Origin of the sequence: Amycolatopsis kentuckyensis, assembly GCF_002155975.1 — a bacterium.
Classification (GTDB): Bacteria; Actinomycetota; Actinomycetes; order Mycobacteriales; family Pseudonocardiaceae; genus Amycolatopsis; species Amycolatopsis kentuckyensis.
Genome location: NZ_MUMI01000069.1, coordinates 1 through 26,909 on the forward strand (window position 1 = coordinate 1; position 26,909 = coordinate 26,909).

General features: G+C 72.0%; 33 protein-coding genes. 29 read left to right on the forward strand and 4 right to left on the reverse strand.

Annotated features, from left to right (window positions below; genetic code table 11):
• From CCN39_RS07285 to CCN39_RS07355, 15 genes are all read left to right on the forward strand, one after another.
• A partial coding sequence (locus CCN39_RS07285; protein WP_086839632.1) for a hemolysin family protein occupies nucleotides 1-1,208 on the forward strand: 1,208 nt, incomplete at its 5' end.
• The gene (locus tag CCN39_RS07290; RefSeq protein WP_086839634.1) at nucleotides 1,201-1,539 is read left to right on the forward strand and encodes a cytidine deaminase-like protein; all 339 of its coding nucleotides are present in this window, start codon (nucleotides 1,201-1,203) and stop codon (nucleotides 1,537-1,539) included. The genes CCN39_RS07285 and CCN39_RS07290, both read left to right, overlap by 8 nt.
• Complete coding sequence (gene era, locus CCN39_RS07295; protein WP_086839636.1) at nucleotides 1,536-2,432, forward strand: GTPase Era; 897 nt, start codon at nucleotides 1,536-1,538, stop codon at nucleotides 2,430-2,432. Before CCN39_RS07290 ends, era begins: the two co-directional genes overlap by 4 nt.
• Nucleotides 2,433-2,619: 187 nt before the next feature.
• Entirely contained in the window at nucleotides 2,620-2,982 is a 363-nt protein-coding gene (locus CCN39_RS07300) for a CD225/dispanin family protein (RefSeq protein ID WP_086839637.1), read from the forward strand.
• Nucleotides 2,983-3,011: 29 nt separating this feature from the next.
• Nucleotides 3,012-3,359 (forward strand): CD225/dispanin family protein, encoded by a 348-nt coding sequence (locus CCN39_RS07305; protein WP_086839639.1) that lies wholly within the window; start codon nucleotides 3,012-3,014, stop codon nucleotides 3,357-3,359.
• Nucleotides 3,356-3,808: a DUF2752 domain-containing protein gene (locus tag CCN39_RS07310; RefSeq protein WP_086839680.1), complete on the forward strand. Its 453-nt coding sequence runs from the start codon at nucleotides 3,356-3,358 to the stop codon at nucleotides 3,806-3,808. Before CCN39_RS07305 ends, CCN39_RS07310 begins: the two co-directional genes overlap by 4 nt.
• Before the next feature lie 182 nt (nucleotides 3,809-3,990).
• Nucleotides 3,991-5,064: an RDD family protein gene (locus CCN39_RS07315; protein WP_086839641.1), complete on the forward strand. Its 1,074-nt coding sequence runs from the start codon at nucleotides 3,991-3,993 to the stop codon at nucleotides 5,062-5,064.
• Nucleotides 5,065-5,131: 67 nt separating this feature from the next.
• Complete coding sequence (locus CCN39_RS07320; protein ID WP_086839643.1) at nucleotides 5,132-5,581, forward strand: CD225/dispanin family protein; 450 nt, start codon at nucleotides 5,132-5,134, stop codon at nucleotides 5,579-5,581.
• A 61-nt stretch (nucleotides 5,582-5,642) separates the two neighbouring features.
• Nucleotides 5,643-6,467 carry a DNA repair protein RecO gene (gene recO / locus CCN39_RS07325; RefSeq protein WP_086839645.1) on the forward strand — a complete coding sequence of 275 codons (825 nt, stop codon included), beginning with the start codon at nucleotides 5,643-5,645 and terminating at the stop codon, nucleotides 6,465-6,467.
• A gap of 40 nt (nucleotides 6,468-6,507) precedes the next feature.
• Nucleotides 6,508-7,323, forward strand: a complete 816-nt coding sequence (locus CCN39_RS07330) for an isoprenyl transferase (protein WP_013228389.1) — start codon at nucleotides 6,508-6,510, stop codon at nucleotides 7,321-7,323.
• A complete protein-coding gene (locus tag CCN39_RS07335) occupies nucleotides 7,320-7,745 on the forward strand; it encodes a YbjN domain-containing protein (RefSeq protein ID WP_086839647.1) in 426 nt (141 codons plus the stop codon). The genes CCN39_RS07330 and CCN39_RS07335 overlap by 4 nt, the downstream gene beginning before the upstream one ends.
• A gap of 126 nt (nucleotides 7,746-7,871) precedes the next feature.
• Entirely contained in the window at nucleotides 7,872-8,879 is a 1,008-nt protein-coding gene (locus tag CCN39_RS07340) for a permease (RefSeq protein ID WP_167455002.1), read from the forward strand.
• Nucleotides 8,876-9,595: a TIGR03943 family putative permease subunit gene (locus CCN39_RS07345; RefSeq protein WP_086839650.1), complete on the forward strand. Its 720-nt coding sequence runs from the start codon at nucleotides 8,876-8,878 to the stop codon at nucleotides 9,593-9,595. Before CCN39_RS07340 ends, CCN39_RS07345 begins: the two co-directional genes overlap by 4 nt.
• 46 nt (nucleotides 9,596-9,641) lie before the next feature.
• Nucleotides 9,642-10,454, forward strand: coding sequence for an alpha/beta fold hydrolase (locus tag CCN39_RS07350; protein ID WP_244210657.1), 813 nt, complete (start codon nucleotides 9,642-9,644; stop codon nucleotides 10,452-10,454).
• 9 nt (nucleotides 10,455-10,463) lie between these two features.
• A complete protein-coding gene (locus CCN39_RS07355) occupies nucleotides 10,464-11,363 on the forward strand; it encodes a helix-turn-helix domain-containing protein (RefSeq protein WP_244210658.1) in 900 nt (299 codons plus the stop codon).
• Here the strand turns inward: CCN39_RS07355 and CCN39_RS07360 are convergent.
• Together CCN39_RS07360 and CCN39_RS07365 are read right to left on the reverse strand one after the other, a co-directional pair.
• Nucleotides 11,360-11,773, reverse strand: coding sequence for a Fur family transcriptional regulator (locus CCN39_RS07360; protein ID WP_086839655.1), 414 nt, complete (start codon nucleotides 11,771-11,773; stop codon nucleotides 11,360-11,362). The two genes, CCN39_RS07355 and CCN39_RS07360, sit on opposite strands and share 4 nt — an antisense overlap.
• Entirely contained in the window at nucleotides 11,773-12,138 is a 366-nt protein-coding gene (locus CCN39_RS07365; protein WP_086839657.1) for an ArsR/SmtB family transcription factor, read from the reverse strand. Before CCN39_RS07365 ends, CCN39_RS07360 begins: the two co-directional genes overlap by 1 nt.
• 264 nt (nucleotides 12,139-12,402) lie before the next feature.
• Between CCN39_RS07365 and CCN39_RS07370 the strand changes: the two genes are divergently transcribed.
• From CCN39_RS07370 to CCN39_RS07430, 13 genes are all read left to right on the forward strand, one after another.
• Nucleotides 12,403-13,491 (forward strand): hypothetical protein, encoded by a 1,089-nt coding sequence (locus tag CCN39_RS07370; RefSeq protein ID WP_086839659.1) that lies wholly within the window; start codon nucleotides 12,403-12,405, stop codon nucleotides 13,489-13,491.
• Nucleotides 13,492-14,133 carry a class F sortase gene (locus CCN39_RS07375; RefSeq protein ID WP_086839661.1) on the forward strand — a complete coding sequence of 214 codons (642 nt, stop codon included), beginning with the start codon at nucleotides 13,492-13,494 and terminating at the stop codon, nucleotides 14,131-14,133. It abuts the gene before it with no gap.
• Between the two features lie 81 nt (nucleotides 14,134-14,214).
• Nucleotides 14,215-14,856: a class F sortase gene (locus CCN39_RS07380; protein WP_086839662.1), complete on the forward strand. Its 642-nt coding sequence runs from the start codon at nucleotides 14,215-14,217 to the stop codon at nucleotides 14,854-14,856.
• Nucleotides 14,857-14,943: 87 nt separating this feature from the next.
• Nucleotides 14,944-16,332: a glycine--tRNA ligase gene (locus CCN39_RS07385; RefSeq protein WP_086839664.1), complete on the forward strand. Its 1,389-nt coding sequence runs from the start codon at nucleotides 14,944-14,946 to the stop codon at nucleotides 16,330-16,332.
• A gap of 93 nt (nucleotides 16,333-16,425) precedes the next feature.
• Nucleotides 16,426-17,358 carry an ABC transporter ATP-binding protein gene (locus CCN39_RS07390; protein ID WP_208630168.1) on the forward strand — a complete coding sequence of 311 codons (933 nt, stop codon included), beginning with the start codon at nucleotides 16,426-16,428 and terminating at the stop codon, nucleotides 17,356-17,358.
• Entirely contained in the window at nucleotides 17,355-18,095 is a 741-nt protein-coding gene (locus CCN39_RS07395) for an ABC transporter permease (RefSeq protein WP_086839667.1), read from the forward strand. The genes CCN39_RS07390 and CCN39_RS07395 overlap by 4 nt, the downstream gene beginning before the upstream one ends.
• Nucleotides 18,096-18,114: 19 nt before the next feature.
• Complete coding sequence (locus tag CCN39_RS07400; protein WP_086839668.1) at nucleotides 18,115-19,317, forward strand: sensor histidine kinase; 1,203 nt, start codon at nucleotides 18,115-18,117, stop codon at nucleotides 19,315-19,317.
• Nucleotides 19,314-19,919, forward strand: a complete 606-nt coding sequence (locus tag CCN39_RS07405) for a response regulator transcription factor (RefSeq protein WP_086839670.1) — start codon at nucleotides 19,314-19,316, stop codon at nucleotides 19,917-19,919. Before CCN39_RS07400 ends, CCN39_RS07405 begins: the two co-directional genes overlap by 4 nt.
• A 24-nt stretch (nucleotides 19,920-19,943) precedes the next feature.
• Nucleotides 19,944-20,597, forward strand: a complete 654-nt coding sequence (locus CCN39_RS07410) for a YdcF family protein (RefSeq protein ID WP_086839683.1) — start codon at nucleotides 19,944-19,946, stop codon at nucleotides 20,595-20,597.
• Between the two features lie 120 nt (nucleotides 20,598-20,717).
• On the forward strand, nucleotides 20,718-21,992 hold the full coding sequence (locus CCN39_RS07415) for a deoxyguanosinetriphosphate triphosphohydrolase (protein WP_086839672.1): 1,275 nt from the start codon (nucleotides 20,718-20,720) through the stop codon (nucleotides 21,990-21,992).
• A gap of 288 nt (nucleotides 21,993-22,280) precedes the next feature.
• Nucleotides 22,281-23,375, forward strand: a complete 1,095-nt coding sequence (locus CCN39_RS07420) for a serpin family protein (RefSeq protein WP_086839674.1) — start codon at nucleotides 22,281-22,283, stop codon at nucleotides 23,373-23,375.
• Nucleotides 23,372-25,189: a glycosyl transferase gene (locus CCN39_RS07425; protein ID WP_434781092.1), complete on the forward strand. Its 1,818-nt coding sequence runs from the start codon at nucleotides 23,372-23,374 to the stop codon at nucleotides 25,187-25,189. The genes CCN39_RS07420 and CCN39_RS07425 overlap by 4 nt, the downstream gene beginning before the upstream one ends.
• Nucleotides 25,186-25,725, forward strand: coding sequence for a DinB family protein (locus tag CCN39_RS07430; protein ID WP_086839676.1), 540 nt, complete (start codon nucleotides 25,186-25,188; stop codon nucleotides 25,723-25,725). The genes CCN39_RS07425 and CCN39_RS07430 overlap by 4 nt, the downstream gene beginning before the upstream one ends.
• On the opposite strand, the gene CCN39_RS07435 is transcribed toward CCN39_RS07430, so the two are convergent.
• Together CCN39_RS07435 and CCN39_RS07440 are read right to left on the reverse strand one after the other, a co-directional pair.
• On the reverse strand, nucleotides 25,726-26,076 hold the full coding sequence (locus CCN39_RS07435; RefSeq protein WP_208630169.1) for a VOC family protein: 351 nt from the start codon (nucleotides 26,074-26,076) through the stop codon (nucleotides 25,726-25,728).
• A 46-nt stretch (nucleotides 26,077-26,122) separates the two neighbouring features.
• Entirely contained in the window at nucleotides 26,123-26,572 is a 450-nt protein-coding gene (locus tag CCN39_RS07440; RefSeq protein WP_086839678.1) for a MarR family winged helix-turn-helix transcriptional regulator, read from the reverse strand.
• A 24-nt stretch (nucleotides 26,573-26,596) separates the two neighbouring features.
• Here CCN39_RS07440 and CCN39_RS07445 point away from each other — a divergent pair.
• The coding region (locus CCN39_RS07445; RefSeq protein WP_143263975.1) for an MFS transporter at nucleotides 26,597-26,909 on the forward strand (313 nt) is incomplete at its 3' end.

The window sequence follows — 26,909 nt, forward strand, 5'->3', positions numbered from 1 at the left end:
TCGCCGCCGTCGTCGCCGAACGACGGCGGCACATCAATCTGCTGCTCCTGCTCCGCCTCGGCTGCGAGCTCACCGCCACCGTGCTCGTCACGGTGTTCGTGGGCACCCGGCTGGCCCCGCTCGGCCTCGCCGTGCTGGTCGCCGCGGTCGTCATGGTGGTGGTCAGCTACGTCCTCATCGGCGTCGGCCCGCGCACCCTCGGCCGCCAGCACCCCTACCGGATCGGCCGGTACGTCGCCGGGCCCGTCCGCGTCCTCGGCTCCGTCCTCGGCCCGCTGTCCCGGCTGCTCATCCTCGTCGGCAACGCCATCACCCCCGGCCAGGGCTTCCGCGAAGGCCCGTTCACCTCCGAAGTCGAGCTGCGCGAACTCGTCGACATGGCGCAGGAACGCGGCGTCGTCGAGGACTCCGAGCGCGAGATGATCCACTCGGTGTTCGAACTCGGCGACACCGTCGCCCGCGAGGTCATGGTGCCGCGCACCGAGATCGTCTGGATCGAGCGCACCAAAACCGTCCGGCAGGCCCTCGCGCTGGCGCTGCGCACGGGCTTCACCCGGCTCCCGGTGATCGACGAGTCCGTCGACGACATCGTCGGCGTCGTCAACATCAAGGACCTGATGACCGGCTACCTCGACCCCGACGGGCCGAGCACGGTCGTCGACTCCGTGATGAACGCGGCCTCCTTCGTGCCCGACTCGAAACGGCTCGACGAGCTGCTCAAGGAAATGCAGCGCTCGCACAACCACATGGCGATCGCCGTCGACGAGTACGGCGGCACGGCGGGCCTGCTGACCATCGAGGACGTCCTCGAAGAGATCGTCGGCGAGATCACCGACGAGTCCGACGCCGACGAACGCCCCGAGGTCGAGGAGCTCGACGGCGGCGCCGTCCGCGTCTCGTCCCGGATGACCGTCGACGACCTGGGCGAACTGTTCGGCATCGACCTCGAAGACCACGACGTGGAGACCGTGGGCGGGCTGCTCGCGGAACGACTGGGTAGGGTCCCGCTGCCGGGGGCCGAAGCCGAGGTCGCCGGTCTTCGGCTGTTCGCCGAAGGGGGCAAGGACCGGCGCGGCCGCATGCGGATCACCTCCGTGGTCGTGCACCCGGCCGACGCCGAAGCGATGACGGACCCCGTCGACCGGACGCGCCGCCGCACGCGCCTGCCCCACCCCGACGAACGCGACAGGAGCGTCGAACATGCCTGACCTCGAGGCCGAGGACCAGAAACTCGTCACGCTGGCCAGGTCCTCCCGCGCCCGCATCCAGGCCCCCGAAGGGGCCGCGGTCCGCGACACCGACGGCCGCACCTACGCGGCCGGCACGGTCGACCAGCCGTCGTTCAAGCTCACCGCGCTCCAGGCCGCGGTCGCCGCCGCGCTGTCCAGCGGCGCCGAGGGCATCGAGGCCGCCGCCGTCGTCAGCGGCGAGGGCCTGCTCAAGGGCGCGTCCGTGCACGCCGTCCGCGACATCGCCAAGTACGCGCCGATCATCCTCGCCACCCCGGACGGCGAAGTCGTCGAGGTGCTCACCCGATGACCGAGCACCGTTCCGGCTTCGCCTGCTTCGTCGGCCGGCCCAACGCCGGCAAGTCGACGCTGACCAACGCCCTCGTCGGCACCAAGGTCGCGATCACCTCCAGCAAGCCGCAGACCACCCGGCACGCGATCCGCGGCATCGTCCACCGCGAGGACGCCCAGCTCGTCCTGATCGACACGCCCGGCCTGCACCGCCCGCGCACCCTGCTCGGCGAGCGGCTCAACGACATCGTGCACACCACCTGGTCCGAAGTGGACGTCGTCGGGTTGTGCGTCCCGGCGAACGAGAAGATCGGCCCCGGCGACAAGTTCATCGCCGCCGAGCTCCAGAAGATCGCCAAGCGGACGCCGGTGATCGGCATCGTCACCAAGACCGACCTCGTCCAGCCCCAGCAGGTCGCCGAACAGCTGCTCGCGCTGCAGCAGGTGATGGAGTTCGCCGAGCTTGTCCCGGTGTCCGCAGTGGACGGCTTCCAGGTCGGCACCCTGGCCGACCTGCTGGTCCAGCGGCTGCCCGAGGGCCCGCAGCTGTACCCGGGCGGCGAGCTCACCGACGAGCCCGAGCAGACGCTGGTCGCCGAGCTGATCCGCGAAGCGGCGCTCGAGGGCGTCCGCGACGAACTGCCGCACTCGATCGCCGTCACCGTCGAGGAGATGCTGCCCCGCGAGGGCCGCGACGACCTCGTCGACGTGCACGCGTTCCTCTACGTGGAACGGCCCAGCCAGAAGGGGATCATCCTGGGGCACAAGGGCGAACGGCTGCGCGAGGTCGGCGCCACCGCCCGCAAGAACATCGAGGCGCTGCTCGGCTCGAAGGTCTACCTCGACCTGCACATCAAGGTGGCCAAAGAGTGGCAGCGCGACCCCCGTCAGTTACGTCGGCTCGGGTTCTGAACTGCGCCTTCGCCGCCAGGGGAGCGGCGGCGGAATTCCTGGTCTCGATTCGGTCGCGGCGGGACGAAACGCGAGTCCCGCGATGATCTCGCCCCCTACAGTCGCGGCTTCGACCACACCGCGGCCGGTCGGGGCGGCCCGCGGACCCGGTGGTCGTCCCGAGCACGACGAAGGGGAACAACCGATCATGACCGACAGCCAGGGCATGCCGAACCAGCCCGGTGACCAGCCGAACCAGCCCGGCGGCCAGCCGAACTACCCCGGTGGGCAGCCGGGCGGCTACCAGCCGGGCCCGCCCCCGAGCAACTTCCTCGTCTGGTCCATCGTGTCGCTGCTGTGCTGCTGGCCCCTCGCCATCGTGGCGATCGTGCAGGCCACGAAGGTGAACAACCTGTGGGCGCAGGGCCAGACGGCCGCCGCCGAGGACGCCGCCAAGGCCGCCAAGAAGTGGACGATCATCACGGCGGTCGTCGGCGTCGTGTGGTACGCCTTGTGGGCCGTCCTGTTCATCGCGGGGGTCTTCTCCGCGAACCTCACCACGTCGCCATAATGACGTAGCCGAGCAGCAGGAGGATTCCGGTGACCGACCAGTACCCGCCGCCGTACCCGCCCCCGGGTGGGCCGGGCTACGGCTACGGCTACCCGCCGCCGAACTACGGGCCGCCGCCGGACAACAACCTCGTGTGGGCGATCCTGAGCACCCTGCTCTGCTGTCTGCCCCTGGGCGTGGTCTCGATCGTGAAGGCCAACCAGGTGCACACACTGTGGTTCCAGGGTTTCCACGCCGAGGCGCACAAGGCCGCGGACGACGCTCGCAAGTGGGCGATGTGGTCGGCCCTCTCGATCGGGATCCTCCTGCTGCTCTACGTGATCATCTTCTTCGGGGTGCTGGGCATCGGCTTTTCCATGGTGGGGTGGCGGACATGACCACGACCGTCTACACGGGATACCCGGCGCGTGGCACCAAGGCCAAGCTGCGGGCCCTGAGCGCGCCGATGGCCGTCGTCGCCGGGGTCGGCGTCGCCTGCGTGGTCGTCTGGATCGGCGACCCGACCACTCCGGGCGGGTTCCTGCCGGTCTGCCCGACGAAGGCACTGCTCGGCATCGACTGCCCGGGCTGCGGCGGCATGCGGATGGCCTACAGCCTGCTGCACGGGGACATTCCCGCGGCCCTGCACTACAACGCCGTGACGTTCGTCTTGATGCTGCTGTTCGGGTGGAGCATGGTCGCGTGGACCCGCGGGCGGCTGCGCGGCCGCGCGATGGACAGCTGGCTGCACTGGCGCTGGACACCGCTGGCGTTTTCCGTCGTGTTCGTCGTCTGGTTCGTCATCCGCAACCTCCCGTTCGCGCCGTTCACGGCCCTGCACGTCTGATTTCCGGCGCCCGGGAACCGGAAGGTCACTGCCCGCGTCGGACGGACAGGCAATTCACCCGGACAGCTGAAGCCTGGGCGGCGCGGCCGAAGGTGAACCGAGTACGCTCCCGCGGACCGGACCGACGAGGGCGGATCCGTTTCCGCGTGTCGGGGAAGTGACCAGCGAGGGGAAGACACCCAATGACCGATCCCTACGGTCAGCAGTCCTTCGGGCAGCAGCCCGGCGGCCAGCCGCAGTTCGGCCAGCCGCAGCCGGGTCAGGCGCCCTACGGCCAGCCCGCGCCCTACGGGCAGCAGGCGCCGTTCGGCCAGCCCGCGCCGTTCGGTCAGCAGGGCACCCCCTTCGGTCCGCCGCGCAACTACGCGAGCTGGGGCCAGCGCGCCCTGGGCTGGCTCATCGACGTGGGCCCCATCCTCGTGCTCTACGTGCTCCTCACTCCGCTCTTCTTCGTCTTCGGGAACGTCGGCTCGCTGTGGGTCCTGGTGGGCGTGCTCGGCTGGCTGGGCCAGATCGCCTGGACCGTCTACAACCGGTGGATCACGCAGGGCAACACCGGCCAGTCGATGGGCAAGCGGTACGCCAAGATCAAGCTCGTCCGGGAGGACACCGGGCAGCCGATCGGCCCGGGCATGGCGTTCGTGCGCGATCTGGCGCACGCCGTCGACAGCGCCATCTGCTACGTCGGCTGGCTTTGGCCGCTGTGGGACGACAAGTCGCAGACCCTCTCCGACAAGATCGTCGGCACCGTCGTGGTCAACGCCGACGACGCGGCCGCGCCGTTCGGCCAGCAGGGGCAGGCGTTCGCCGGCGGCTACCCGCCGCCGGGACAGCAGCCGGGCCAGCCGGGTCAGTTCGGCCAGCCGCCCTCCGGCGGTTTCCCGCAGCAGCCCGCGTCCGGTGGCTTCCCCCAGCAACCGCCGTCCGGTGGCTTCGAGCAGCAGCCCGCGCCGGGTGGCTTCGGCCAGCCGCAGCCGGGCGGGTTCGGCCAGCCGCCGTCCGGTGGCCTCGCGCAGCCCCCGCAGCCGGGTGGCTTCGGGCAGCAGCCGGGCCAGCCGCTCGCCCCGCCGCCGGGTGGGGGCGCCTTCGACGAGCAGGCGGAGCGCACCCAGATGCTGCGCCCGGGCGCCGGGAGTTCCTTCGACGAGCAGGCCGAGCGCACCCAGATGCTGCGGCCGGAAACCCAGGGCGAGCCCGAGGCGACCCAGAAGATCCAGCCGGGCCAGTTCGGCCAGCCGCCGAACGAACAGCGCTGACCAGTTCCTTGCACACCACCGCCGGAGTCGCCCGGCGGAAGTTCACGAATAGTTGGGGTACAACGCCATGACCAATCCCTACGGCCAGCAGCAGCCCTACGGCCAGCAGCCGCAGCAGCCGGGCTACGGCCCGCCGTCCGGCGGCATGCCCGCGCCCTACGGCCAGCCCGCGCCGTACGGCCAGCCGCCCACCGGCGGCTTCGGTGCCCCCGGCTACGGCATGCCCGGTGGCGGCGACATCAACGCCATCAAGGACTACAAGGGCTGGGCGATCGCCTCGCTCTTCCTCGGCGGCCTGATCCTCGGCATCTTCGCGATCATGAAGTCCAACGAGGTCGGCACGTACAAGATGCAGGGCAACTACCCGATGGCGGAACAGGCCTCGCGGACCACGAAGACGCTCTGCCTGATCTCGACCATCCTGGGCGGCGTCGGCTGCGTCTTCGGCATCATCATGATCATCATCGCCATCGCCAGTGCGGCGGCGGTCAGCACCTGCTACGGGTCCTACTGCTGATCCTCGTTTTTTCCGTGGGGCGCTCCACCCCGGCATCACCCCGAAGTGGGACGATGTCGGGGTGGTGAACCTCTACCGCGACACCGGGGTGGTGTTGCGCACGCACAAGCTGGGTGAGGCCGACCGGATCGTCACCCTGCTGACGCGGCGGCACGGCAAGGTCCGTGCCGTGGCGAAGGGCGTGCGGCGCACCTCGTCGCGGTTCGGGGCCCGGCTGGAGCCGTTCGGCCACGTCGACGTGCAGTTCTACACCGGGCGCACGCTCGACGTCATCACCCAGGTCGAGACCGTCGACGCGTTCCAGCTGCCGCTGGTCGCCGACTACCAGCGCTACACCGCGGCCAGCGCGATCGCCGAAACCGCGGACCGGCTCTCGGCCGAAGAGGGCGAGCCGGTGCTCAAGCTGTACCTCCTCGTCTGCGGCGCGCTGCGGTCCCTCGCGGCCGGCGAACGCGACGCGTCCCTCGTGCTCGACGCGTTCTTCCTCCGCGCGATGTCCTACGCCGGGTGGGCGCCCGCGCTCACCGAGTGTGCTCGCTGCGGCCTGCCCGGCCCCCACGTCGCGTTCAGCGTCCCGGCCGGCGGCTCGATGTGCCAGGACTGCCGCGTCCCGGGCTCCGTGCACCCCGCGCCCGAGGTCCTCGACCTGCTCACGGCCCTGCTGCACGGCGAGTGGACGATGGCCGAGGCGACCCTGCCCGGCACCCGCCGCGACGCGAGCGGCCTGGTCGCGGCGCACCTGCAGTGGCACCTGGAACGGCAGCTGCGGTCCCTTCCCCTGGTCGAGCGCCGCGCCCGGGAGTCGGCGGTGACATCCGGGGCTCCGCTCCAAGCCGGGGGCTCCGCCACCCCAACCCCCGAAAGAGAGGTGGCATCCGGGCAGTAGGGTCGGGCTGACCGGTTTCACCCAGCCAGGGAGGCTCGCAGTGCTGCGCAGGGGACGCGAGAACAAGGCGTCGCGATACGAGCTGCGGGCCCCGGATCCGCACCCGTCGGGCGCGAAACCGCCGGAAATCCCGCGCGAGCTGGTGCCCAAGCACGTCGCGCTGGTCATGGACGGCAACGGCCGCTGGGCCAACCAGCGCGGCCTGCCGCGGATCGAGGGCCACAAGCGCGGCGAAGCGGTGATGATCGACGTCGCCAGCGGGGCGGTCGAGCTCGGCGTCAAGTGGCTCTCGGTGTACGCGTTCTCGACCGAGAACTGGAAGCGCAGCCCCGAAGAGGTGCGGTTCCTGATGGGCTTCAACCGCGACACCATCCGCCGCCAGGTCGACTACCTCGGCTCGATCGGCGTGCGCATCCGCTGGGCGGGGCGGCGGCCCAAGCTGTGGGCGTCGGTCATCAAGGAACTGCAGGCGGCCGAGGAGAAGACCAAGGACAACACGGCGCTGAACATGACCATGTGCGTCAACTACGGCGGCCGCGCCGAGCTGGGTGACGCCATGCAGCGGATCGCGCAGGACGTCGCCGCCGGCAAGCTGAACCCCGACAAGGTCAACGAAAAGACCATCGGGAAGTACCTGTACCAGCCGGACATGCCCGACGTGGACCTGTTCCTGCGGCCCTCGGGCGAGCAGCGGACGTCGAACTTCCTGCTGTGGCAGTCGGCCTACGCCGAAATGGTCTACCAGGACACGCTGTTCCCGGACTTCGACCGGACGCACCTGTGGCGGGCCTGCCTGGAATTCGCGAAGCGGGACCGCCGCTTCGGCGGCGCCGTCGACCAGGCGGCTTCTTCGTGAGCGCCACCGAAGCGGTCGAGACCGCGGAGCTGCTGACGCGGGCCCGGGAGGCCCTGGAGCGCTACCTCGAGGTGCACGTCGACGACGACGGCGCGCTGACGTTCTCCCACGGCGGCGTCCCGTGCGTGATCCAGGCGACCCGGCTCGGCGAAGGCCTCACCGTGCTGACCCTGACCTGCGTGGTCGGCTGGGACCTCGCGGACGAGCCGTCGCTCTCGATCGCGGTCGCCGAACGGGCCGGGCAGGGTCTGTTCGGGACGCTCGGGGTCGGGCATTCGGACAACGGGGTCGACGTGACGCTGCGGTACGCGTTCCCGGCGGCCGGGCTGGACGCGGCGGCGCTCGGGACGTTGCTGATGCTGGTCGTGTCGACGGCTTCGCAGCTGCGGACCGATCTGCCCGGAATCGTGCCCGGCGACTGACCCGTCCGGGGTGGACTTCCCGCCGCGAACGGAGGATTCGGTACCGAAACGGACCGTGATCCTCCGTTCGCGGCCCGTGCGGGTCCCGTCCGGTCGGACGGCCCTGGCATCATCGCCCTCGTGAACATCGTTACCGACACCGAGGCCGAGCCCGGCCGGCGCACGCGCCGGTTCCGGATCAGCTCGGTCGAAGTGCTGTGCGCGATCCTGCTGATCGCGATCCTCGCCCAAGGCTGGCTGCAGGACCTGTTCGACGTGCCCGCGCTGCGCACCGGCTCGACCGTGTTCGTCGCGGTCTGCGTGCAGGCGCTGCCATTCCTCGTGCTGGGCGTGCTGATCAGCGGGGCCATCGCCGCGTTCGTGCCCGCCCGCGTGCTGGAGAAGGTGCTGCCCCGCCGCGCCGGGGCGGCGGTCGGCGTCGCCGGGCTGGCCGGGGTCGCGCTGCCGGGGTGCGAATGCGCTTCGGTGCCGGTGGCGCGGCGGCTGATGGGACAGGGCGTGGCGCCGGCCGCGGCGCTGACGTTCCTGCTCGCGGCGCCGGCGGTGAACCCGGTGGTGCTGGTGGCGACCGCGGTCGCGTTCCCCGGCAAGCCGGAGATGGTGCTGGCCCGCTTCGCCGGCTCGCTCGCCACGGCGATGGTGATGGGCTGGCTGTGGGCCCGCTGGGGCAAGCTGGAGTGGATCACCGCCCGGGCACTGCAGCGTCTCCCGGACGTGGCGGGCGGCCAGCGGTGGCGGGTGTTCGCCGAGACGGCGCGCACGGACCTGGTCGAGGCCGGCGGTTTCCTGGTGCTGGGGGCGCTGATCTCGTCGGCGCTGAACGTCCTGGTGCCGTCCCACTGGTTCGGCGTGCTGGGCGATCAGCTGGTGCTGGGCGTGGTGGTGATGGCGGTGCTGGCGGTGGTGCTGGCGCTGTGCAGCGAGGCGGACGCGTTCGTCGCGGCCTCGCTGACGGCGTTGCCCCTGCTGCCGAAGCTGGTGTTCCTGGTGGTGGGCCCGACGATCGACGTCAAGCTGTTCGCGTTGCAGGCGGGCACGTTCGGGAAGTCCTTCGCGGTGCGGTTCGCGCCGGTGACATTCGTGGTGGCGGTGGCCTGCGCGATCGGGGCCGGATTCCTGGTGGGGGTCGCGTGAAACGGGAAACCCAGAACATCCTGCTGATCCTGCTCGGCGGGGCGCTGGTCAAGATCGCCGTCAACGGCGACTACCTGCGGTACGTCAAGCCGGCGCAGCAGCCGTGGATCGTCGCCGGTGGCGCGGTGATGGTGCTGCTGGGCGCGGTGGCGATCGTCCGTGACCTGGTCGCGTCGCGGAAGGCCGCGCTCGAGGACCACGACGGCCACTCGCACTCGGCGCGTCCGGCGTGGCTGCTGCTGGTGCCGGTGCTGGCGGTGTTCCTGGTCGCGCCACCGGCCCTCGGCGCGGACTCGGTGATCCGCACGGAGGCCCGCGCGCCGTCGAGTGCGGCGGTGGCCAACGCCGCCGCTTTCCCGCCGCTGCCGGCGGGGAACGTGGTCACGTTGAGCGTGAACGAGTTCGTCACCCGCGCGGGCTGGGACTCGGCGGGCACGCTGAACGGCCGCACCGTTTCGCTCACCGGCTTCGTCGTCCACACGGAGGGCAGCACCCTCCTGGCGCGCCTGGTGATCAGTTGCTGCGCGGCGGACGCGTTCCCCGTGACGGTCCGCCTCCGCGGCGGCGAAGCGGACCACCTGGCGAGCGACGCGTGGATCCGGGTGACGGGCCGGATCGTCCCGGGCACGGCGACGAAGGACAACAGCTACACACCGGACTTCACGCCCGACTCGGTGACCCCGGTCGCCACCCCGAAGGATCCCTACGAGTACTGACATTCGTCCAAGACCCGCGGCCGGGCGCGCCCCTACCGTCCGGTGCATGGGTCTTCACGAAGGTACCGGGATGCACGTCGTCCACGAGGGTCCGCGGCAGGCGCCGCCCCTGCTGCTCGTTCACGGGTCGGGCGCTTCGGGGGCGTCCTGGGGGCCGGTGGCCGGTGTCCTCGCCGCGCGCCACCACGTCATCCGGGTCGACCTCCCGGGGTGCGGCCAGTCCCCGCCCGCGCCGTCGTACGCGGTCCCCGGGCAGGCCGCCCGCGTGGCCGCGCTGCTCGACGACCTCGGGCTGCGCCAGGTCGCGGTGGCCGGGCACTCCAGCGGCGGTTACGTCGCGACGTCGCTCCTGGAGCAGCGCCCCGACCTGGTGCGGTCGCTGGCGCTGGTCAGCACCGGCCCGAGCCTCGGCGCGCTCCTGCCGCAGCCGTGGCTCATCCGGGCCCTGTCGGCCCCGCCGCTCGGCCCGCTCCTCTGGCGGCTGCGCTCGGATGCGTTGATCCGCAAGGGAATCCGCGCGACGACGGCGCGCCCGGTGGCCCTCCCGGACGCCGCGGTCGCCGATCTGAGGCACCTCGGCTACCGCACGTTCCGGAAGATCCTGCGCGCCAACTCCGCGTACCTCGCCGAGCGGAGCGTGCCCGATCGTCTCACCGGGCTCGGCCGGCCAGTGCTGGTCGTCTTCGGCGCGGCGGACCCTCGCTGGAACCCGCGCTCGGCCCACGAGTACGCCCCGGTGCCGGGCGTGCGCGTGGAACTGCTGCCCGGCGTCGGGCACGTCCCCCTCCTCGAAGCCCCCGAGCCGACGAGCGAACTCCTGCTGCGCTTCGCGGCGGCCGAAGACGCCGCGCCGGCCTAAACTGCGGACGTGAGCGGCTGGCAGTGGGCGGATGTGGACGTCGCCGTGCCGCGCCCGGAAGTCCGCCTGCCGGGGGTCGCGATGGCCGGGTTCCGCCAGCGGATCGGCGGGAGCGTGCGGATCGCGATGGTCGCGCACCCGTCCGTGACGCTGTTCCTCGACCTGAGCGGGGCCGGCGGCCTGGTTCGCGAGACCGGCGGGACGTCCGGGCGCGGCAGCTTCGTCGCCGGGCTCCTCCCGGGCGGCCTCCGGACCGGCGGACGCGCGGGCGAGTGCCTCCAGATCCGGCTGTCCCCGGCGGTCGCGACGGCGGTCCTGGGCGGCTCGGCCGAGCTCACCGGCGCGGTGGCCACCCTGGACGAGATCTGGGGGCGCGACGCCGGGCGAACCGAGGAGCGGCTGCGCGCGGTCCCGACGTGGGACGAACGCTTCACCATCGTGACGGACCTGCTCGCCCGCCGCCTGGGGGCGGCCCCGCCCCGGGTCGAGCCGGAGGTCGCCCGGGCGTGGCACCGGACGCTGGCCGCGCGTGGCCGGGTGCGGGTCGACAGCCTGGCCGAGGACGTCGGCTGGAGCCGCCAGCGCCTGTGGGCCCGCTTCCGCGCCCAGCTCGGTCTGACGCCCAAGCGAGCGGCCGGGCTGGTCCGCTTCGACCACGCGGCCCACCTCCTCGCGGCGGGCCACCCCGCCGCGAGCGTGGCCGCCCTGAGCGGTTACGCGGACCAGTCCCACCTGCACCGGGAAGCCCGGGCGATCACCGGCCTGACACCGAGCGCGCTGGCCACGGCCCCCTGGCTGGCCATCGACGACGTGGCCTGGCGTACCCGGCCCGCCGTGTCGTCCGGCCGGGTACGCGAGTTGCCTTCCAGGTACGGCCGCGGACCGGCCGGGAAGCCGAGCCGGGGCTAGTGCTCGGCGCAGGTGCCGGTGATCTCCACCGTGTGGGAGATCTCCGAAAAGCCGTGCTCGGCCGCGATCTTCTCCGCCCAGCGCTCCACCGCCGGCCCCTCGACCTCGACCGTGCGGCCGCACAGGCGGCACACCAGGTGATGGTGGTGGTGCGCCGAGCACCGCCGGTAGATCGCCTCGCCCGAATCCGTGCGCAGGACGTCGATCTCGCCGGCTTCCGACAGCGACTGCAGCGTGCGGTACACCGTCGTCAGGCCGATGCCGTCGCCGCGTTTGCGCAGCTCGTCGTGGAGTTCCTGGGCCGAGCGGAAGTCGTCGATCGTGCTCAGCAGCTCGACGACCGCGGACCGCTGCCGGGTGGATCGGCGCCCGGGGACCGGGGCCTGGCTGCGCGACGCGGCGGTGTTCATCACTTTCCTTCCTGCACGTGGGCGACGGCGTCGACGACGATGTGCGCCAGGTGGTCGTCGGCGAGGCGGTAGACCACCTCGCGGCCGCGACGCTCGCCCTGGACCACCCCGGCCGTCTTCAGCACCCGCAGGTGCTGGCTGATCAGCGGCTGCGCGACGTCGAGGGCGTCCACCAGCTCGTGCACGCACCGGTCGGCGGCCCGCAGCTGCAGCACGATCGCGATCCGGACCGGGGCCGCCAGCGCGCGCAACAGGTCGCCCGCGTCGGTCAGCACCGACTGCGGCGGGTGGGCCGGAGGTGCTCCGGACGCCGGGGTGCAGTCCGCGAGCTCCGGCTGGGCGCCACTCCCGGTGACCGTCGCCATTCCCGCCTCCACCCTGCCCGCGACCATGAATTCCGTAGTCATTGCCGATAACGGTCCCGCCCATCCTAGTGTTCCCCCGTCCGGGACCCCCGCTTCGGCGCCGAGCTGCGGGGTACGGCCGGTCGTATTACCCCGTTCGGGTGAGTTCGTGGGATATTGGCCCTGCGACTTCGCATGTCGTCGCCGACGGTGCAAGGTGGTCGCGGAGCGTTTCGCCGTTCCCCGGACGCCGGCGACCCGTCCCGAGCAGAGCAGTGGGGAGACATGACGCGTTTCGTGACGAAGGCAGCCGCACTGGCGGTCGCGGTGTTTCCGCTGGTCGGAGTGGGTGTGGCGGGGGCGCAGACCCAGGCCGTCGACGAGAAGACCGGTCCGGTCTCGTTCGCGAACATCGCCTCGGTGCGGATCGGCGACCAAGGCCAGCGCGGCGGTGCCCTGATCACCGAAACGCAACGATCCCCGCTGCTGCCCGGCCAGTCGAAGCTCGGCGCGGACCGCGTCTCGGTCCCCAAGGACGACGGCGAGCGGGCCACCTTCGGCGGGCACTACCAGATCGCCCTCGGCCGCTACAGCGCGTCACAGAACCCGTACCCGCCGGGGGTCCCGAGCCGGGACCACAACGTCTTCGCCGCGCTGCAGGCCACCACCGTGCCCACCGCGACGGCGGAGACCAACTACGCGCTGCGGGACACCTGGCAGGGCGGCACCAAGCCGGCCGACAACACGGTCCTCGTGCTCGAAGGCGCCAAAACGTCCGTGGACTGCACCGGCCCGGCCAAGCTGTCCGGAACGTCGTCGGTGACCCGGTTGTGGGTGCGCCAGGCCGGCGGCGGGCTCGGGATCGTCCCGGTGCCCGGCGGCAACGCCGGTCTCCAGCTGAAGAACCTGCGGCTCGGCCCGCCCGGCGACATCACGAACGCCGACCGGGCGACCACGGTCTCCGACCTCGCGCTGACCCGCGTCGCCGCCTTCGACCAGCTGATCCGCCAGGACGGCTGGCGCGGGGGCGACCACACCGCGGTCGCCGGCTGGCGGGTCGAGATCACCACACACGTCAAGGACGCCCAGGGCGCCGCGCTGCAGGACGTGAAGACGAACATCGTGCTCGGCGGGGTCAGCTGCTCGATCCCGAAGGGGTTCGTCGCGAAGGCCGGCGGCCCGGCCGGTGGCACGACCGCCACGCAGCCCGCGGTGCCGACCCAGGTGCCGGCCGGCTACCTGGGCGCGGCCGCGCCCGCCACCGACGGTGCCGGCTCCCGCGTCCCGCTCGGCATCGGCCTGCTCTTCGGCGGGGTGTTCTTCGCCGCGGTCGCCCTGCTGCTGGGCCGGCGGCGCAAGACCGGGTCGGGCTAGGTGCTGCGCACCGCACTGGCCGCGGTCTCGGCGGCACTGGCCGTGGCCGCCTTCGCGGCCGGGATCATCGTGCTGACCTGGCTGCCGCCGTCGGCGACTCCGATGGCGGCGGCACCCCCGCCCGGCTCGCTGCCGGGCGAGAACGCGGCCCCGGCCGTGCTCCCCGCGGACAGCGAGTCCGCCGCCCAGCAGCGGCCGGGCACGGTCCGGCTGCCCGGCGGTGCCACCGCCCGCCTGGTCCGCACCGAACTCACCGACACCGGCGTCCTCCCGATCCCGCGCGGCCTCGGCGACGCGGCCTGGTGGGGCGCCAAGCTGGGCGCGGCCCAAGGGGCGGCGCTGCTGTCCGGCCACGTGAACTGGGAGGGCAGGCGCGGGCCGTTCGACGAGCTGTGGCGCATGCGGACCGGCGAGGAGGTCAGCGTGGTCGACGCGCGCGGCGGCCGGTGGGTCTACCGCGTCGACGACGTCGTCACGCTGCCGAAGGAGACGTTGCCGGCCCAGGCCGCCCGGTGGTTCGGGCAGGACGGCCCGCACCGGCTGGTGCTGGTGACCTGCGGCGGCGACTACGTCGGCGGCACCGAAGGCTACGACGAGAACCGCCTGGTCACGGCCGAGCTGGTGACGCGCCCCACCGGCTGAACGAGGTTCGCTGCAACCTCTCGGGCCCTTCGCGGCATGCCTGTCTGTGCACTGGCCATGACAGCGAAGGAGCACAAGCCCATGCAGGAGCGGAACCCGGAGGAGCCGAAGAAGGGCTCCGGCCGCTGGTGGATCGTCGGCGTCGCGGGGGCGTTCGTGGTCGCGGCACTGGTCGCGACCCTGCTCGTGTTCACCGGAAAGGATGAACCTGCCGGGGCGAACGGCACCGGGACGCCCGTCCCGGCCGCGGACCGGCAGGCCCCGCAGGACACCGGCAAGGACCCGGCGCAGCTGTCCCTGCCCGGCGGCGGCACCGCGAAGCTGATCCAGGAGGACCTCGACGCGGCGGGCGCGCTGAAGATCCCGGAGGGCCTCGACGAGGCCGCCTGGTGGGGCGCGAAGCTGGGCGCCGACCACGGCGTCGCGCTGCTGTCCGGGCACGTCAACTGGAAGGGCAAGAAGGGCCCGTTCGACGAGCTCTGGCGGGTCGAGCAAGGGCAGGAGGTCAAGCTGACCGACGCCGCGGGCGGCGCGTGGGTGTACCGGATCGAGGCCACCGAGACCGTGCACAAGTCGGACCTGGCCGGCCGGTCCGAGCAGCTGTTCAATCCCGACGGGCCGCACAAGCTGCTGCTCGTCACCTGCGGCGGCGAGTACGTCGGCGGCAGCAAGGGGTACGAGGACAACCGCGTCGTGACGGCGTCGCTGGTGTCGCGGCCGTAGGCTCACCTGCGCGAAAAGCGGTGGGCCCCGGCCGATACCCTGGACGTTCAGTCCTGAACCGTCCCCGCAAGCTTTTCGGAGCGTGGAGTGCCCACGAACACCATTGAGAAGATCATCAGCCTGTGCAAGCGCCGTGGTTTCGTCTTCGCCAGCGGAGAGATCTACGGCGGCACCCGCTCTGCGTGGGACTACGGGCCGCTCGGGGTCGAGCTGAAGGACAACATCAAGCGCCAGTGGTGGAAGACCGTGGTGCAGGGCCGCGACGACGTCGTCGGCCTCGACTCGTCGGTGATCCTGCCGCGTGAGGTCTGGGTCGCGTCGGGGCACGTCAACGTGTTCACCGACCCGCTGATCGAGTGCCTGTCGTGCCACAAGCGGTTCCGCGCCGACCAGCTCGCCGAGGAGTTCGCGGCGCGCACCGGCAAGGAGACCAGCGAGGACGACCTGTCCGAGGTGCCGTGCCCGAACTGCGGCACGCGCGGCAAGTACACCCCGCCGCGGGACTTCAACATGATGCTGAAGACCTACCTCGGCCCGGTGGAGTCCGAAGAGGGCCTGCACTACCTCCGCCCGGAGACCGCGCAGGGCATCTTCGTGAACTTCTCCAACGTCCAGACGACGTCGCGGAAGAAGCCGCCGTTCGGCATCGGCCAGATCGGCAAGTCCTTCCGCAACGAGATCACGCCGGGCAACTTCATCTTCCGGACGCGCGAGTTCGAGCAGATGGAGATGGAGTTCTTCGTCGAGCCGGGCGAGGACGAGACCTGGCACCAGTACTGGATCGACCAGCGCACCGAGTGGTACAAGGACCTCGGCATCAAGGCCGAGAACCTGCGCCACTTCGAGCACCCGAAGGAAAAGCTCTCGCACTACGCGAAGCGCACCGTCGACATCGAGTACCGGTTCGCGTTCAACGCGGGTCAGGAGTGGGGCGAGCTCGAGGGCATCGCCAACCGCACCGACTTCGACCTGACGACGCACTCGAACCACTCGGGCCAGGACCTGTCGTTCTTCGACCAGGCCTCGGGCCAGCGGTACCGGCCGTTCGTCATCGAGCCGGCGGCCGGTGTCGGCCGTTCGATGATGGCGTTCCTGGTGGACTCCTACGTCGAGGAAGAGGTGCCGAACGCCAAGGGCGGCACCGACATCCGCGTCGTGCTCAAGCTCGACCCGCGGCTTTCGCCGTTCAAGGTCGCGGTGCTGCCGCTCTCGCGCAACGCCGACCTCACCCCGAAGGCGAAGGAGGTGGCCGCGACGCTGCGCAAGCACTGGAACGTCGACTTCGACGACGCCCAGGCGATCGGCCGCCGCTACCGCCGCCAGGACGAGATCGGCACGCCGTACTGCGTCACGGTCGACTTCGACTCGCTCGAGGACCAGGCCGTGACGGTGCGCGAGCGCGACTCGATGTCGCAGGAGCGCATCGCGATCGACAAGCTCGAGTCCTACCTGGCGGGCCGCCTCATCGGCTGCTGACCCGCCCGGGCCCGGGCACCCCTGACACCTGTCACGGCCAAGTCGTGACGCACGATCCGGGGTCCCGGGCCCGCCGGGCGGCAGCCTGGGGGCATGCGAGAAACAGACACCCAGGCGGTGGCGGCGGGGGCCGCGATCCACCTCACCGGCCTGCGGAAGCACTACGGCGAAGTCCACGCGGTCGACGGCGTCGACCTGACGATCGCCCCGGGCGAAGTGGTCGCCCTGCTCGGCCCGAACGGTGCCGGCAAGTCCACCACCGTCGACATGATCCTCGGCCTGACCAGCCCCGGCGCCGGCGAAGTGCGCGTGTTCGGGCGCACGCCGATCGACGCCGTCCGCGCCGGCCTGATCGGGGCGATGCTGCAGGGCGGCGCCCTGATGGACGACCTGACCGTCGGCGAGACCGTCGGCATGGTCGCGGCCCTGCACCGCCGGCCGATGCCGGTCGCCGAGGCCCTGCGCGCCGCCGGCGTCGAGGAGCTGGCCGGCCGTCGCGCGAACAAGCTCTCGGGCGGGCAGAAGCAGCGGGTGCGCTTCGCCGTCGCCCTGGTCAGCAACCCGGACCTGCTCATCCTCGACGAGCCGACGGCGGCGATGGACGTCGGCACCCGGCGCGAGTTCTGGCAGTCGATGTACTCCTTCACCGAGTCCGGCCGCACGGTCCTGTTCGCCACGCACTACCTGGAAGAGGCCGAGGAGTTCGCCGACCGGGTGGTGCTGATGCGCCGCGGCCGGATCGTCGCCGACGGCAGCGTCGCCGAGGTCCGCGCGCTGGCCGGCGGCCGCACCCTGCGCGCCGCCGTCCCGGGCGTCTCCGAAGCGGTCATCGCCGCGCTGCCCGGCGTCAAGGAGTTCGAGCTGCGCGGCGACCGCGTCGCGATCTCCAGCGCCGACTCCGACGCCACGCTCTGGGCGCTCAAAGCCGCGGTTCCGGCCGTGCACGACGTCGAAATCAGCGCCGTCGGCCTCGAAGGCGCCTTCCTCTCCCTGACCGCCGACGAGACCGCGGAGCCCGTGCGATGAACGCCACCTACCTGTCCACCGAGATCCGCCGGAACTTCCGGGCGCCACGGTTCCTGATCTTCGTCGTGGCCTTCCCGGTGCTGATGTTCCTGTTGCAGGCCAACGTCTTCACCAAGGCGAGCGATCCGGACCACGCGCGGATCGCCGCCGTGATCATGATCAACATGATGACGTTCGGCGTCTTCGCCGCGGCGACCAACAGCGGCGCCCGGCTCGCCCTCGAACGGGCCGTGGGCTGGCAGCGGCAGCTGCGCCTGACCCCGTTGACCGGCACCGGGTACCTGGCGGGCAAGGGGATCTCCGGGATGCTCGTGGGGCTGCCCGCGCTGGTCCTCGTGCCGCTGCTGGGCGTGCTGGCCGAGGGCGTGCACGTCGACGCGAGCGGCTGGGTGCGCATCTTCGCCGGCATCTGGCTCGGCACGATCCCGCTGGTGCTGCTGGGCCTGCTGCTCGGCCAGTTCGGCACGCCGGACTCGATGCAGCCGATCAACATGCTCGTCACGCTCGGCATGGGCTTCCTCGGCGGCCTCTGGATCCCGATCGAGTCGATGCCGGGCTGGATGCACGACGTCGCCCAGATCATGCCGACCTACTGGGTGCTCCAGGTGGCGCGGCCCGCGGTGACCAGCGACCTGGTGGTCTCGCTGCCCCAGGCCGCGGGGGTGCTCGGCGCGTGGACGGTCGTGCTCGGGGCGCTGGTGATCAGGCGTTACCGTAAGGACAGCGCCCGCGTCTGAGGGCCGGAGGGGAACGACGATGGCGAAACGCCGGTTCGGGCTGGACAGCAAGGAATCCTGGTGGGAGGACCCGCTTCCCGACGCCGGCAATCGCGGGCCGGGCCGCTTCCGCTGGCCGATCATGGCGGTGGTCTTCCTGCTGCCGTTCCTCATCCCGGTCACGCGGTCGCTGCTGGCCGAAGCGGTCACCCCCCGGCTGGTGGCCACCGCCGTTCTCGTCTACGCCTACTCCGCGTGCTACGCGGGGTTCCCGTACTTCTTCCGCGCGGAACGCCCCGTGAAGCTGGTCTTCGGGATCACGATGAACGTGCTGGGGCTCGCCTCGCTCGCGGTGGCCGCCGGCAGCGCGTTCGTCCTGCTCTACGGCACGGCGGTGCTGGTGTTCCTGGTCCCCGCGGCCTGGTCGGTGATCGTCGACCTGGCCACGCTGGCCCTCGGCGCGGCGATCCTGCTGGCGCAGGGCCGGTTCATCGAGGACTACGGCGACCTGATCACGGTCGCCTCGATCACGCTGGCGATGTTCTTCATGGGCAACCTCGTCCGCGCGGTCCGGCGGCTGGAACGCGCGAACGAGGAGATCGCCACGCTGGCCGTGGCGAACGAGCGGGAGCGGCTGGCCCGCGACCTGCACGACCTGCTCGGGCACAGCCTCACCACGATCACCGTCAAGGCGGGGCTGGCCCGGCGGGTGCTGGAGAGCGCCGGTGACATCCCGCGGGCGGTCGAGGAGATCCGCGAGGTCGAAAGCCTCACCCGCAGCGCGCTGTCCGACGTCCGCGCGACCGTGTCCGCGAACCGCGAGGTGTCGCTGTCGGCGGAGCTCGTCGGGGCCCGGGCCGCGCTGCGGGCCGCGGAGATCGACGCCGACCTGCCGCACGCCGTCGACAACGTCCGGCCGGAGTTCCAGCCGACCTTCGGGTACGTGCTGCGCGAAGCCGTGACGAACGTGCTGCGGCACTCCGGGGCCAAGCGGGTGCGCGTGCGGCTGGGCGACACCTGGCTGGAGATCGAGGACGACGGCACGGCCACCGAGGTCGTCGCGGGCAACGGCCTGCGCGGGCTGTCCGAGCGGCTGGCCGCGGTCGGGGGCACGCTGCGGACGTCGGCCCGGCCTGGGGGAGGATTGCTCGTGCGGGCCGAGATCCCCGCCGGGACCACGCTGCCCGAACCGAGCCCGGCCACCCCGGCCGTGCGCGCCGAACCCGCGGGAGGACTCGCTTGATCCGGGTGCTGCTGGCCGACGACCAGGCCATGGTCCGCGGGGCGCTGGCCACCGTGCTGGGCCTCGAGAACGACATCGAAGTGGTCGGACAGGTCGGCTCCGGCGACGAGGTGGTGGCCGCCGCGCGCGAGGCCAAGCCGGACGTCGCCCTGCTCGACGTCCAGATGCCGGGCAAGGACGGCCTGGAGGCCGCGGCCGACCTGCGGGCTGCGCTGCCGTCTTGCCGCGTGATCATCTGCACGACGTTCGGCCGTCCGGGCTACCTCGCCCGCGCGATGGCGGCGGGCGCGGCCGGGTTCGTCGTCAAGGACGCGCCGCCGGAGCAGCTCGTCGAAGCCGTCCGCCGGGTCCACAGTGGACTGCGCGTGGTGGATCCGGCGCTGGCCGCGGAGTCGCTCGCCACCGGCGCCAGCCCGCTCACCGGGCGGGAGCGGGACGTGCTGCGGGAGGCCAAGGACGGCAGCACGGTGGCCGACGTCGCCCGGGCGCTGCACCTCTCGGAAGGCACCGTCCGCAACCACCTGTCCGCGGCGATCGGGAAGACCGGCGCGCGGACGCGGGCCGAAGCGGTGCGCCTCGCCGAGGAGCGTGGGTGGCTCTGAGCCGCTTCTGAAAGAATGGCCCGGATGGGTACCGCTGAACGCACCAAACCGACGGTGGCAAGCTGGGCACGCCGGATCGTCCTCGGCACGGTCCTCGTGCTCGTCGCGCTCGTGGGTGGCACCGCGTTCCGGGTCTGGCAGGTGGCCCGCGAGAACGACCGGACGCCCGCCGACGTCATCGTGGTGCTGGGCGCGGCCCAGTACAACGGCAAGCCGTCGGACATCTACGCCGCCCGGCTGGCGAAGGCCAAGCAGCTCTACGACGCGGGCGTGGCGAAGACGATCGTCACCGCGGGCGGCAAGAAGGCCGAGGACAACTTCACCGAGGCCCGGGCCGGCCAGCTGTGGCTGACCCGGCGCGGCGTGCCGGCGTCGGCGACGCTCGCCGTCGGCGAGGGCAGCGACACGCTGCGGAGCCTGCGCGCGGTCGCCCAGCAGGTCGAGGCCCGCGGCTGGCGGACGGCGGTGCTGGTCAGCGACCCGTGGCACTCCTTCCGCGCCCGGACCATGGCCGACGACCTGGGCCTGGACGCCTGGACCGCGCCGACGCACAGCGGGCCGATCGTCCAGGAGCGCGTCACCCAGGTGCGGTACATCGTCCGCGAGACCGGGGCGCTGCTGTACTACCGGCTGACGAAGACCCCGGCCGACGACCTGTTCGCGACCTTCCTGGGCTGAGGACCGCTCGCCCGCCGCGGCTTCTCGCGTCGGCCGAGGGCCGAGCGTTTGTCGGTGACATCTGGGGCTTCGCCACCCGAACCCCCGAAGAATGTCGGTGGTCGCGTTTAGGCTGGTCACGTGGACTACACCGAGCACGACACCGCCCGCCTGCTGCCGGAGCCGGCCAAGGGCGCGGCGCTGCCCGGTGCCCGGGCGGACGGGCGCAGCGCGTTCTCCCGCGACCGGGCCCGGGTGCTGCACTCCGCGGCGCTGCGGCGGCTGGCCGGCAAGACCCAGGTGGTCGGGCCGGGGGAGGGCGCCGAGGTCACCGGCGTCCCGCGCACGCGGCTGACGCACTCCCTGGAGGTCGCCCAGATCGGCCGGGGCATCGCCGAAGAGCTGGGCGCGGACCCGGACCTGGTGGACACCGCGGGGCTGGCGCACGACATCGGGCACCCGCCGTTCGGGCACAACGGCGAGCGCGCGCTCGACGAAGTGGCCGCGGCCTGCGGCGGGTTCGAGGGCAACGCGCAGACGTTGCGGATCCTCACCCGGCTGGAGCCGAAGCTGCTGTCCGCCGAGGGTGACCCGGTGGGGCTCAACCTGACCCGCGCGTGCCTGGACGCGACCACGAAGTACCCGTGGCCGCGCCGGCCGGGGCAGGTGAAGTACGGCGTGTACGGCGACGACGTCCCGGTGTTCGAGTGGTTCCGGGCGGGGGCGCCGGCGGAGCGGCGGTGCCTGGAAGCGCAGATCATGGACTGGGCGGACGACGTCGCGTACTCGGTGCACGACGTCGAGGACGGCGTGCTGGCCGGCCGGATCAAGCTGCGTGTGCTCGCCCACCCGGACGAGCGCGCGGCCGTCGCCGAGGCCGCCGCCAAGCACTTTTCGGCGCAGTCGGTGTCCACTTTGGAGGATGCGGCGGCGGAACTGCTGGCGCTGCCGGCGGTGGCGGCGCTCGTGTCGGCGGAGCCGGACGGGTCACCGGGCGCCCAGGTCGCGTTGAAACGGCTGACGAGCGAGCTGGTCGGCCGCTTCACGACGGCGGCGGTCACCGGCACGCGCGAGAAGTTCGGTGAAGGGCCGTTGGGGCGGTACCGGGCGGACCTGTGCGTCCCGGAGCAGGTGGCCGCCGAGGTGGCCCTGCTGAAGGCGCTGGCCCTGCGGTACGTGATGAGCGACCGCCGCCGGCTGGCGATGCAGGAGGGGCAGCGCGAGCTGCTGATCGAGCTGGTCCACGCGCTGGCCCGCCGGGCCCCGGAGTCCCTCGACCCGCTGTTCGCCCCGGCCTGGAACGAGGCCGCGGACGACGCCGGCCTGCTCCGCGTGGTGGTCGACCAGGTCGCCTCCCTCACCGACGCCCAGGCCCACGTCTGGTACTCCTGGCACGTCACCCGCCTCCACCGCTGACCCCCGTGATTGCAAGGTCGACACGCGTGATTACAGGGTCGACACGCGTGATTGAAGGGTCGACACGCGGCGGCGTCCGGACTGCGCCGTGTCGACCTCCCCGTCACGCGTGTCGACCTCTCAATCACGCGAGTCGACCGCCCCATCACGGGTGATGCCCGGCCGAGTACGGGAATTGCCGATCGGCGCGGGGCTGGTGGCCGCGAAAATTTCGCCGGATTTGTCATCCTCGGGTGGACTTGCGCGTGGGGGGCCGGTGGGGGTCGGCGTTCCGGTACTCTCGCCCGCATGGCCACGGACAGCCACCTCCGGTTCGCCCTCGCCGTCCACGCGGCCCTCGGTGCCGGGGGCGGGAACACCTGCTTTTCGCCGTATTCGGTGGCCAGTGCGCTGACTCTCGCCGCGCGGGCCGCCCGGGGGCAGACCCGGGACGAGCTCGTCGCCCTGCTCGGTGACCCCGACGCGCAGACCGTCCTGCTGCGGGAGGCCACCCAGCTCGTCGAAGAGGGCCAGAGCAAGGAACAGCCCGAGCTGGCCGTCGCCAACACGCTGTGGGCCGACGACCGGCTCCCGCTCGAAGACTCCTTCAAGGCCGAACTGGCCGAATGGCCCGGAGCCGCCGTCGCGAGCGCGCCCTTCGAAAAGGAACCCGAGGCCGCTCGCGCCCTCATCAACGACGACGTCGGGCGCACCACGCGCGGGCTGATCCCGCAGCTGCTGCCGCCCGGCTCGATCACCGACGACGTCGCCGCCGTGCTCGTCAACGCGCTCTACCTGAAGGCCGCCTGGAAACTGCCGTTCCGCGAAGCCAACACCAGCGACGCGCCGTTCCACGCCCCCTCCGGCACGCGGGACGTGCCGACCATGTGGCTCAGCGAAAAACTCGGCTACGCGCACGCCGATGGCTGGCAGGCGGTGCAGCTGGCCGCGGCCGGTGGCCTGCAGGCCGTCGTGCTGCTGCCCGACGGTGAGCTCGCCGAGGCCGAAGCCCGGCTCGACCAGGCGAAGCTGACGAGCCTGCTCGGCCGGATCCGCTTCAAGCCGGTGGAACTCGCGCTCCCCAAGGTCTCGCTGGACGTGTCGAGCCTGCTGGGCGACGTGGTGCGCGGCCTCGGCGTGCGCACGATGTTCACCGACGACGCCGACCTGAGCGGGCTCTCGCCGGATCCGCGGCTGACCGTGTCCGAGGTGCTGCACCAGGCCGTGCTGCGCGTCGACGAACAAGGTTTCGAGGGGGCCGCGGCCACCGCCCTGGTCATGCGCCTCACCTCGATGATGATCGACGATCCGGTCGCCGTGACGGTGGACCGGCCGTTCCTGCTGCTGGTCCGGCACGCCGGGACCGGGGCGCTCTACTTCCTCGCCAGGGTGGTCGAACCGTGAGCTTGAAGTCCGAAGCCGTCCCCGAGCTGGTGCCGCCCGCTCCCGAACTGCCGGAAGGTCCGAAGCGCTGGGCGTGGCCGGATTCCGCGATCGCCGGCGGGTACCTGCTGTTCACGATCCTGCTCTACAACGGCCTGTGGTTCGACCTCAAGCGCGGCTATCTCTGGAACGGCGGCGCCGACCAGAGCCAGTGGGAGTGGTACTCGACGGTCGTCGCGAAGGCGGTCCTGCACTTCCAGAACCCGTTCACCACGGACCTGCAGAACTACCCGCACGGCGTCAACATGGCGGCCAACGCGGCGATGTTCGGCCTGAACATCCCGCTGGCGCCCCTCACGCTCACCTTCGGCGCCACGCTCACCTGGGCGATCGTGCTCACCGCCGGTCTCGCCGGCACCGCGCTCGGCTGGTACTGGGTGTTCTCCCGGCACCTGGTGCCGAACCGGACGGCGGCCGCGATCGGCGGCGCGTTCTGCGGCTTCGCGCCGCCGATGATCTCGCACGGCAACGCGCACCCCAACTTCGTGGTGCTGTTCGTGCTGCCGTTCATCGCGCTCAAGACGATCCAGGTCGCGCGCGGCGAACGCCCGGTGCGCAACGGGATCGTGCTCGGGCTGCTCGTCGCGTGGCAGATCCTGCTGGGTGAAGAGCCCCTGGCCATCTTCGCGCTCGCCTTCATCGTGTTCGCGGTCGCGTACCTGATCCCGCACCGCGCGCAGATCCGCGGCATGCTGGCCCCGCTGGGCAAGGGCATCGGGATCGGCGCGGTGGTCGCCCTGCTGATCGCCGGATTCCCGTTGTACTGGCAGTTCTTCGGCCCGCAGAGCTTCCACTCGCTGCTGCACGGTTCGGCGGGCAACGACACGGCGGCGTTCACGCGCTTCGCGACGCAGTCGATCGCCGGCGCGCCCGAGGCGGCCGCGGACGTCTCGATGAACCGCACCGAGGAGAACGCGTTCTTCGGCTGGCCGCTGATCGTGCTCATGGTGGTGCTGACGATCTGGCTGTGGCGCGACGTCGTTTCGCGGGCGCTCGCGATCACGATGTACGTGATGGCCCTGCTGTCGCTCGGCATCGAGATCACCGTGGCGCACGAGGACACCGGCATCGCCGGCCCGTGGAAGTGGCTGGGCCAGCTGCCGCTGCTCGACTCGCTGCTCGAGTCCCGGCTCGCGATGGGCTGCATCCCGGTGGCGGGCGCGCTCCTGGCGATCGCGACGCACCGCGTGTGGACCGCGGCCGCCGAGCAACCGGAACCCCTCGACGGCAAGCCACGGTTCCCGCTGAAGATGATCTGGATCGGCGCGGTGGTGGCCGTGCTGCTGCCGATCGCGCCGACGGAGCTGGTGACGCACCAGCGTCCCCTCTCGCCGCCGTTCTTCGCCGACGGGATCTGGCGCCAGTACGTCGCGCCGGGCGGTTCGCTGGTGCCGGTGCCGCTGCCGAGCACCGGGGAGGCCGAGCCGCTGCACTGGCAGGTCGACGCGGGTCTGGGCTACCCGATGCCGGAGGGCTACTTCGTCGGCCCGACGTCCCCGACCGACCGCCGCGGCCGCTACGGCGCCGTCCCGCTGCCGACGTCGGACCTGTTCGCCCAGGTGGAGCGCACCGGCCAGGCGGCCGAGGTGACCGAGGCCGACCGCACCCAGGCGCTCGCGGACCTGCGAGCCTGGAACGCCGACGTGCTCGTGGTCGGGCCGCGCCAGAACCAGGAAGCGCTGAAGTCCACTGTGGAACTGCTGCTGCGCAAGCCGGCGGAGTTCGTCGGTGGGGTGTGGATCTGGGACGTCCGCCCGCTGACGGCGTCGTCGTGACCACTGTGGACGATCAGGGCCGGCCCGAGCCGCCCTTCGACGGTGACGAAGCCACCACGCTCCTCGGGTTCCTGGACTTCCACCGCGCGACGCTGGCCTGGAAGTGCGCCGGGCTGGACGCGGCGGGCCTGCGCGCGACGCACCCGCCGGCCACGATGACCCTCGGCGGGCTGCTCAAGCACCTGGCCTTCGTGGAGGACCACTGGTTCTCCCACGTGCTACAGGGCGGTGACCGGATGGCGCCGTTCGACGCGGTCGACTGGGCGGCAACACCGGACTGGGACTGGGATTCGGCCGCGGGAGACACCCCGGAGCAGCTGCGCGAACTCTGGGCGGCCGCGGTCGAGCGCTCCCGGACGGCGACGAAGGAAGCACTGGCCGGCGGCGACCTCGGGCAGCGGGCCCGGCGTGCCCTGCGGGACGGCAACACGCCGACCCTGCGCTGGATCCTGGTCCACATGGTCGAGGAGTACAGCCGCCACAACGGCCACGCCGACCTGGTCCGCGAGGCGATCGACGGCAGTACCGGGGAGTAGTCAGCTCCCGGGCCGGGCGATCTGGAAGACGTTGCCGAACGGGTCGCGGACCATCGCCCGCCGGTCGCCGTAGGGCATGTCCGCCGGTTCCTCCAGGCTCGTCGCGCCGCAGTCGACGGCGCGGCGGTACGTCGCGTCCACGTCGGCCACGTAAATGTGGAGGAACGCGGGGAACAGCGCCCGCTCGCCTTCGGCCGACACCATGAGCAGCGAGTCGCCGAGGCGGAGCTGGGCGGGACGTCCGCTCTCGACCTCGCCGGTCGCGCCGAAGACCGTGCGCAGGAACGCGACGGCGGCGACCAGGTCGCGCACCACCATCCGCGGGACCACCGTCGGGAAACCCGGGTTCATACCGGCCCACTCAAGCCGGTTCCGGCCGGACGCACAAGTCGGGGAGCTAGCCGAGGACCTCGTCCGCGAGCCGGTTCAGGTAGCCGGCGAACCGTTCGCGGTCCTCCTCGGGCCAGTGGCCCACCAGCGCGTCGAACGCCTGACGCTGGTGGGCCCGCGAAGCGTCGAGGAACTCCTTCGCGGCCTCCGTGAGGGTCAGCACCGCGCGGCGCGCGTCACGCGTCGACGTCGAGCGCTCGACGAAGCCCTCTCGCGCCGCTTCGCTCACCATCCGGCTGGCCACCGAGCGGTCGATGCCCAGCTGGCGGGCCACGTCCGCGACCGTCACCTCGTCGCCGGTCGCGCCGTCGATCGCCTGGATGACGAACAGGTTCGGCACGGTCCACGACGGCGGGGTGCCCTCGCCGAAGCGCTCGACGACCTCCGGGGCCCACTGGCGCGTCCAGTGCCGGACCAGCCGGAACAGGGCCGGGCCGCCCTCGCTTGATGTGTGCATAAGGCACGTTATAACGTGTGCTTTATGCACGCATCTCGGAACCTCGCCTACGCCGGCCTGCTGCTCGGCATGGCCATGGCCCAGCTGGACGGCCTGGTCCTCACCGCCGCCCTGCCGTCGATCGGCGCCGACCTGCACGCCCGCACCGGGCTGGTCGCGGTCACCGCCGCCGGCCTGCTGACCCTGACCGTCGCGACGCCGCTGCACGGGCGGCTCGGTGACCTGTACGGCCGCCGGATCTCCTTCGCCGGGTCGGTCCTGGTGTTCGCCGCCGCGTCGGCGTGGTGCGCCGCCGCGCCCGATCTCGGCTCGCTGGTCGCCGCCCAGGCCCTGCAGC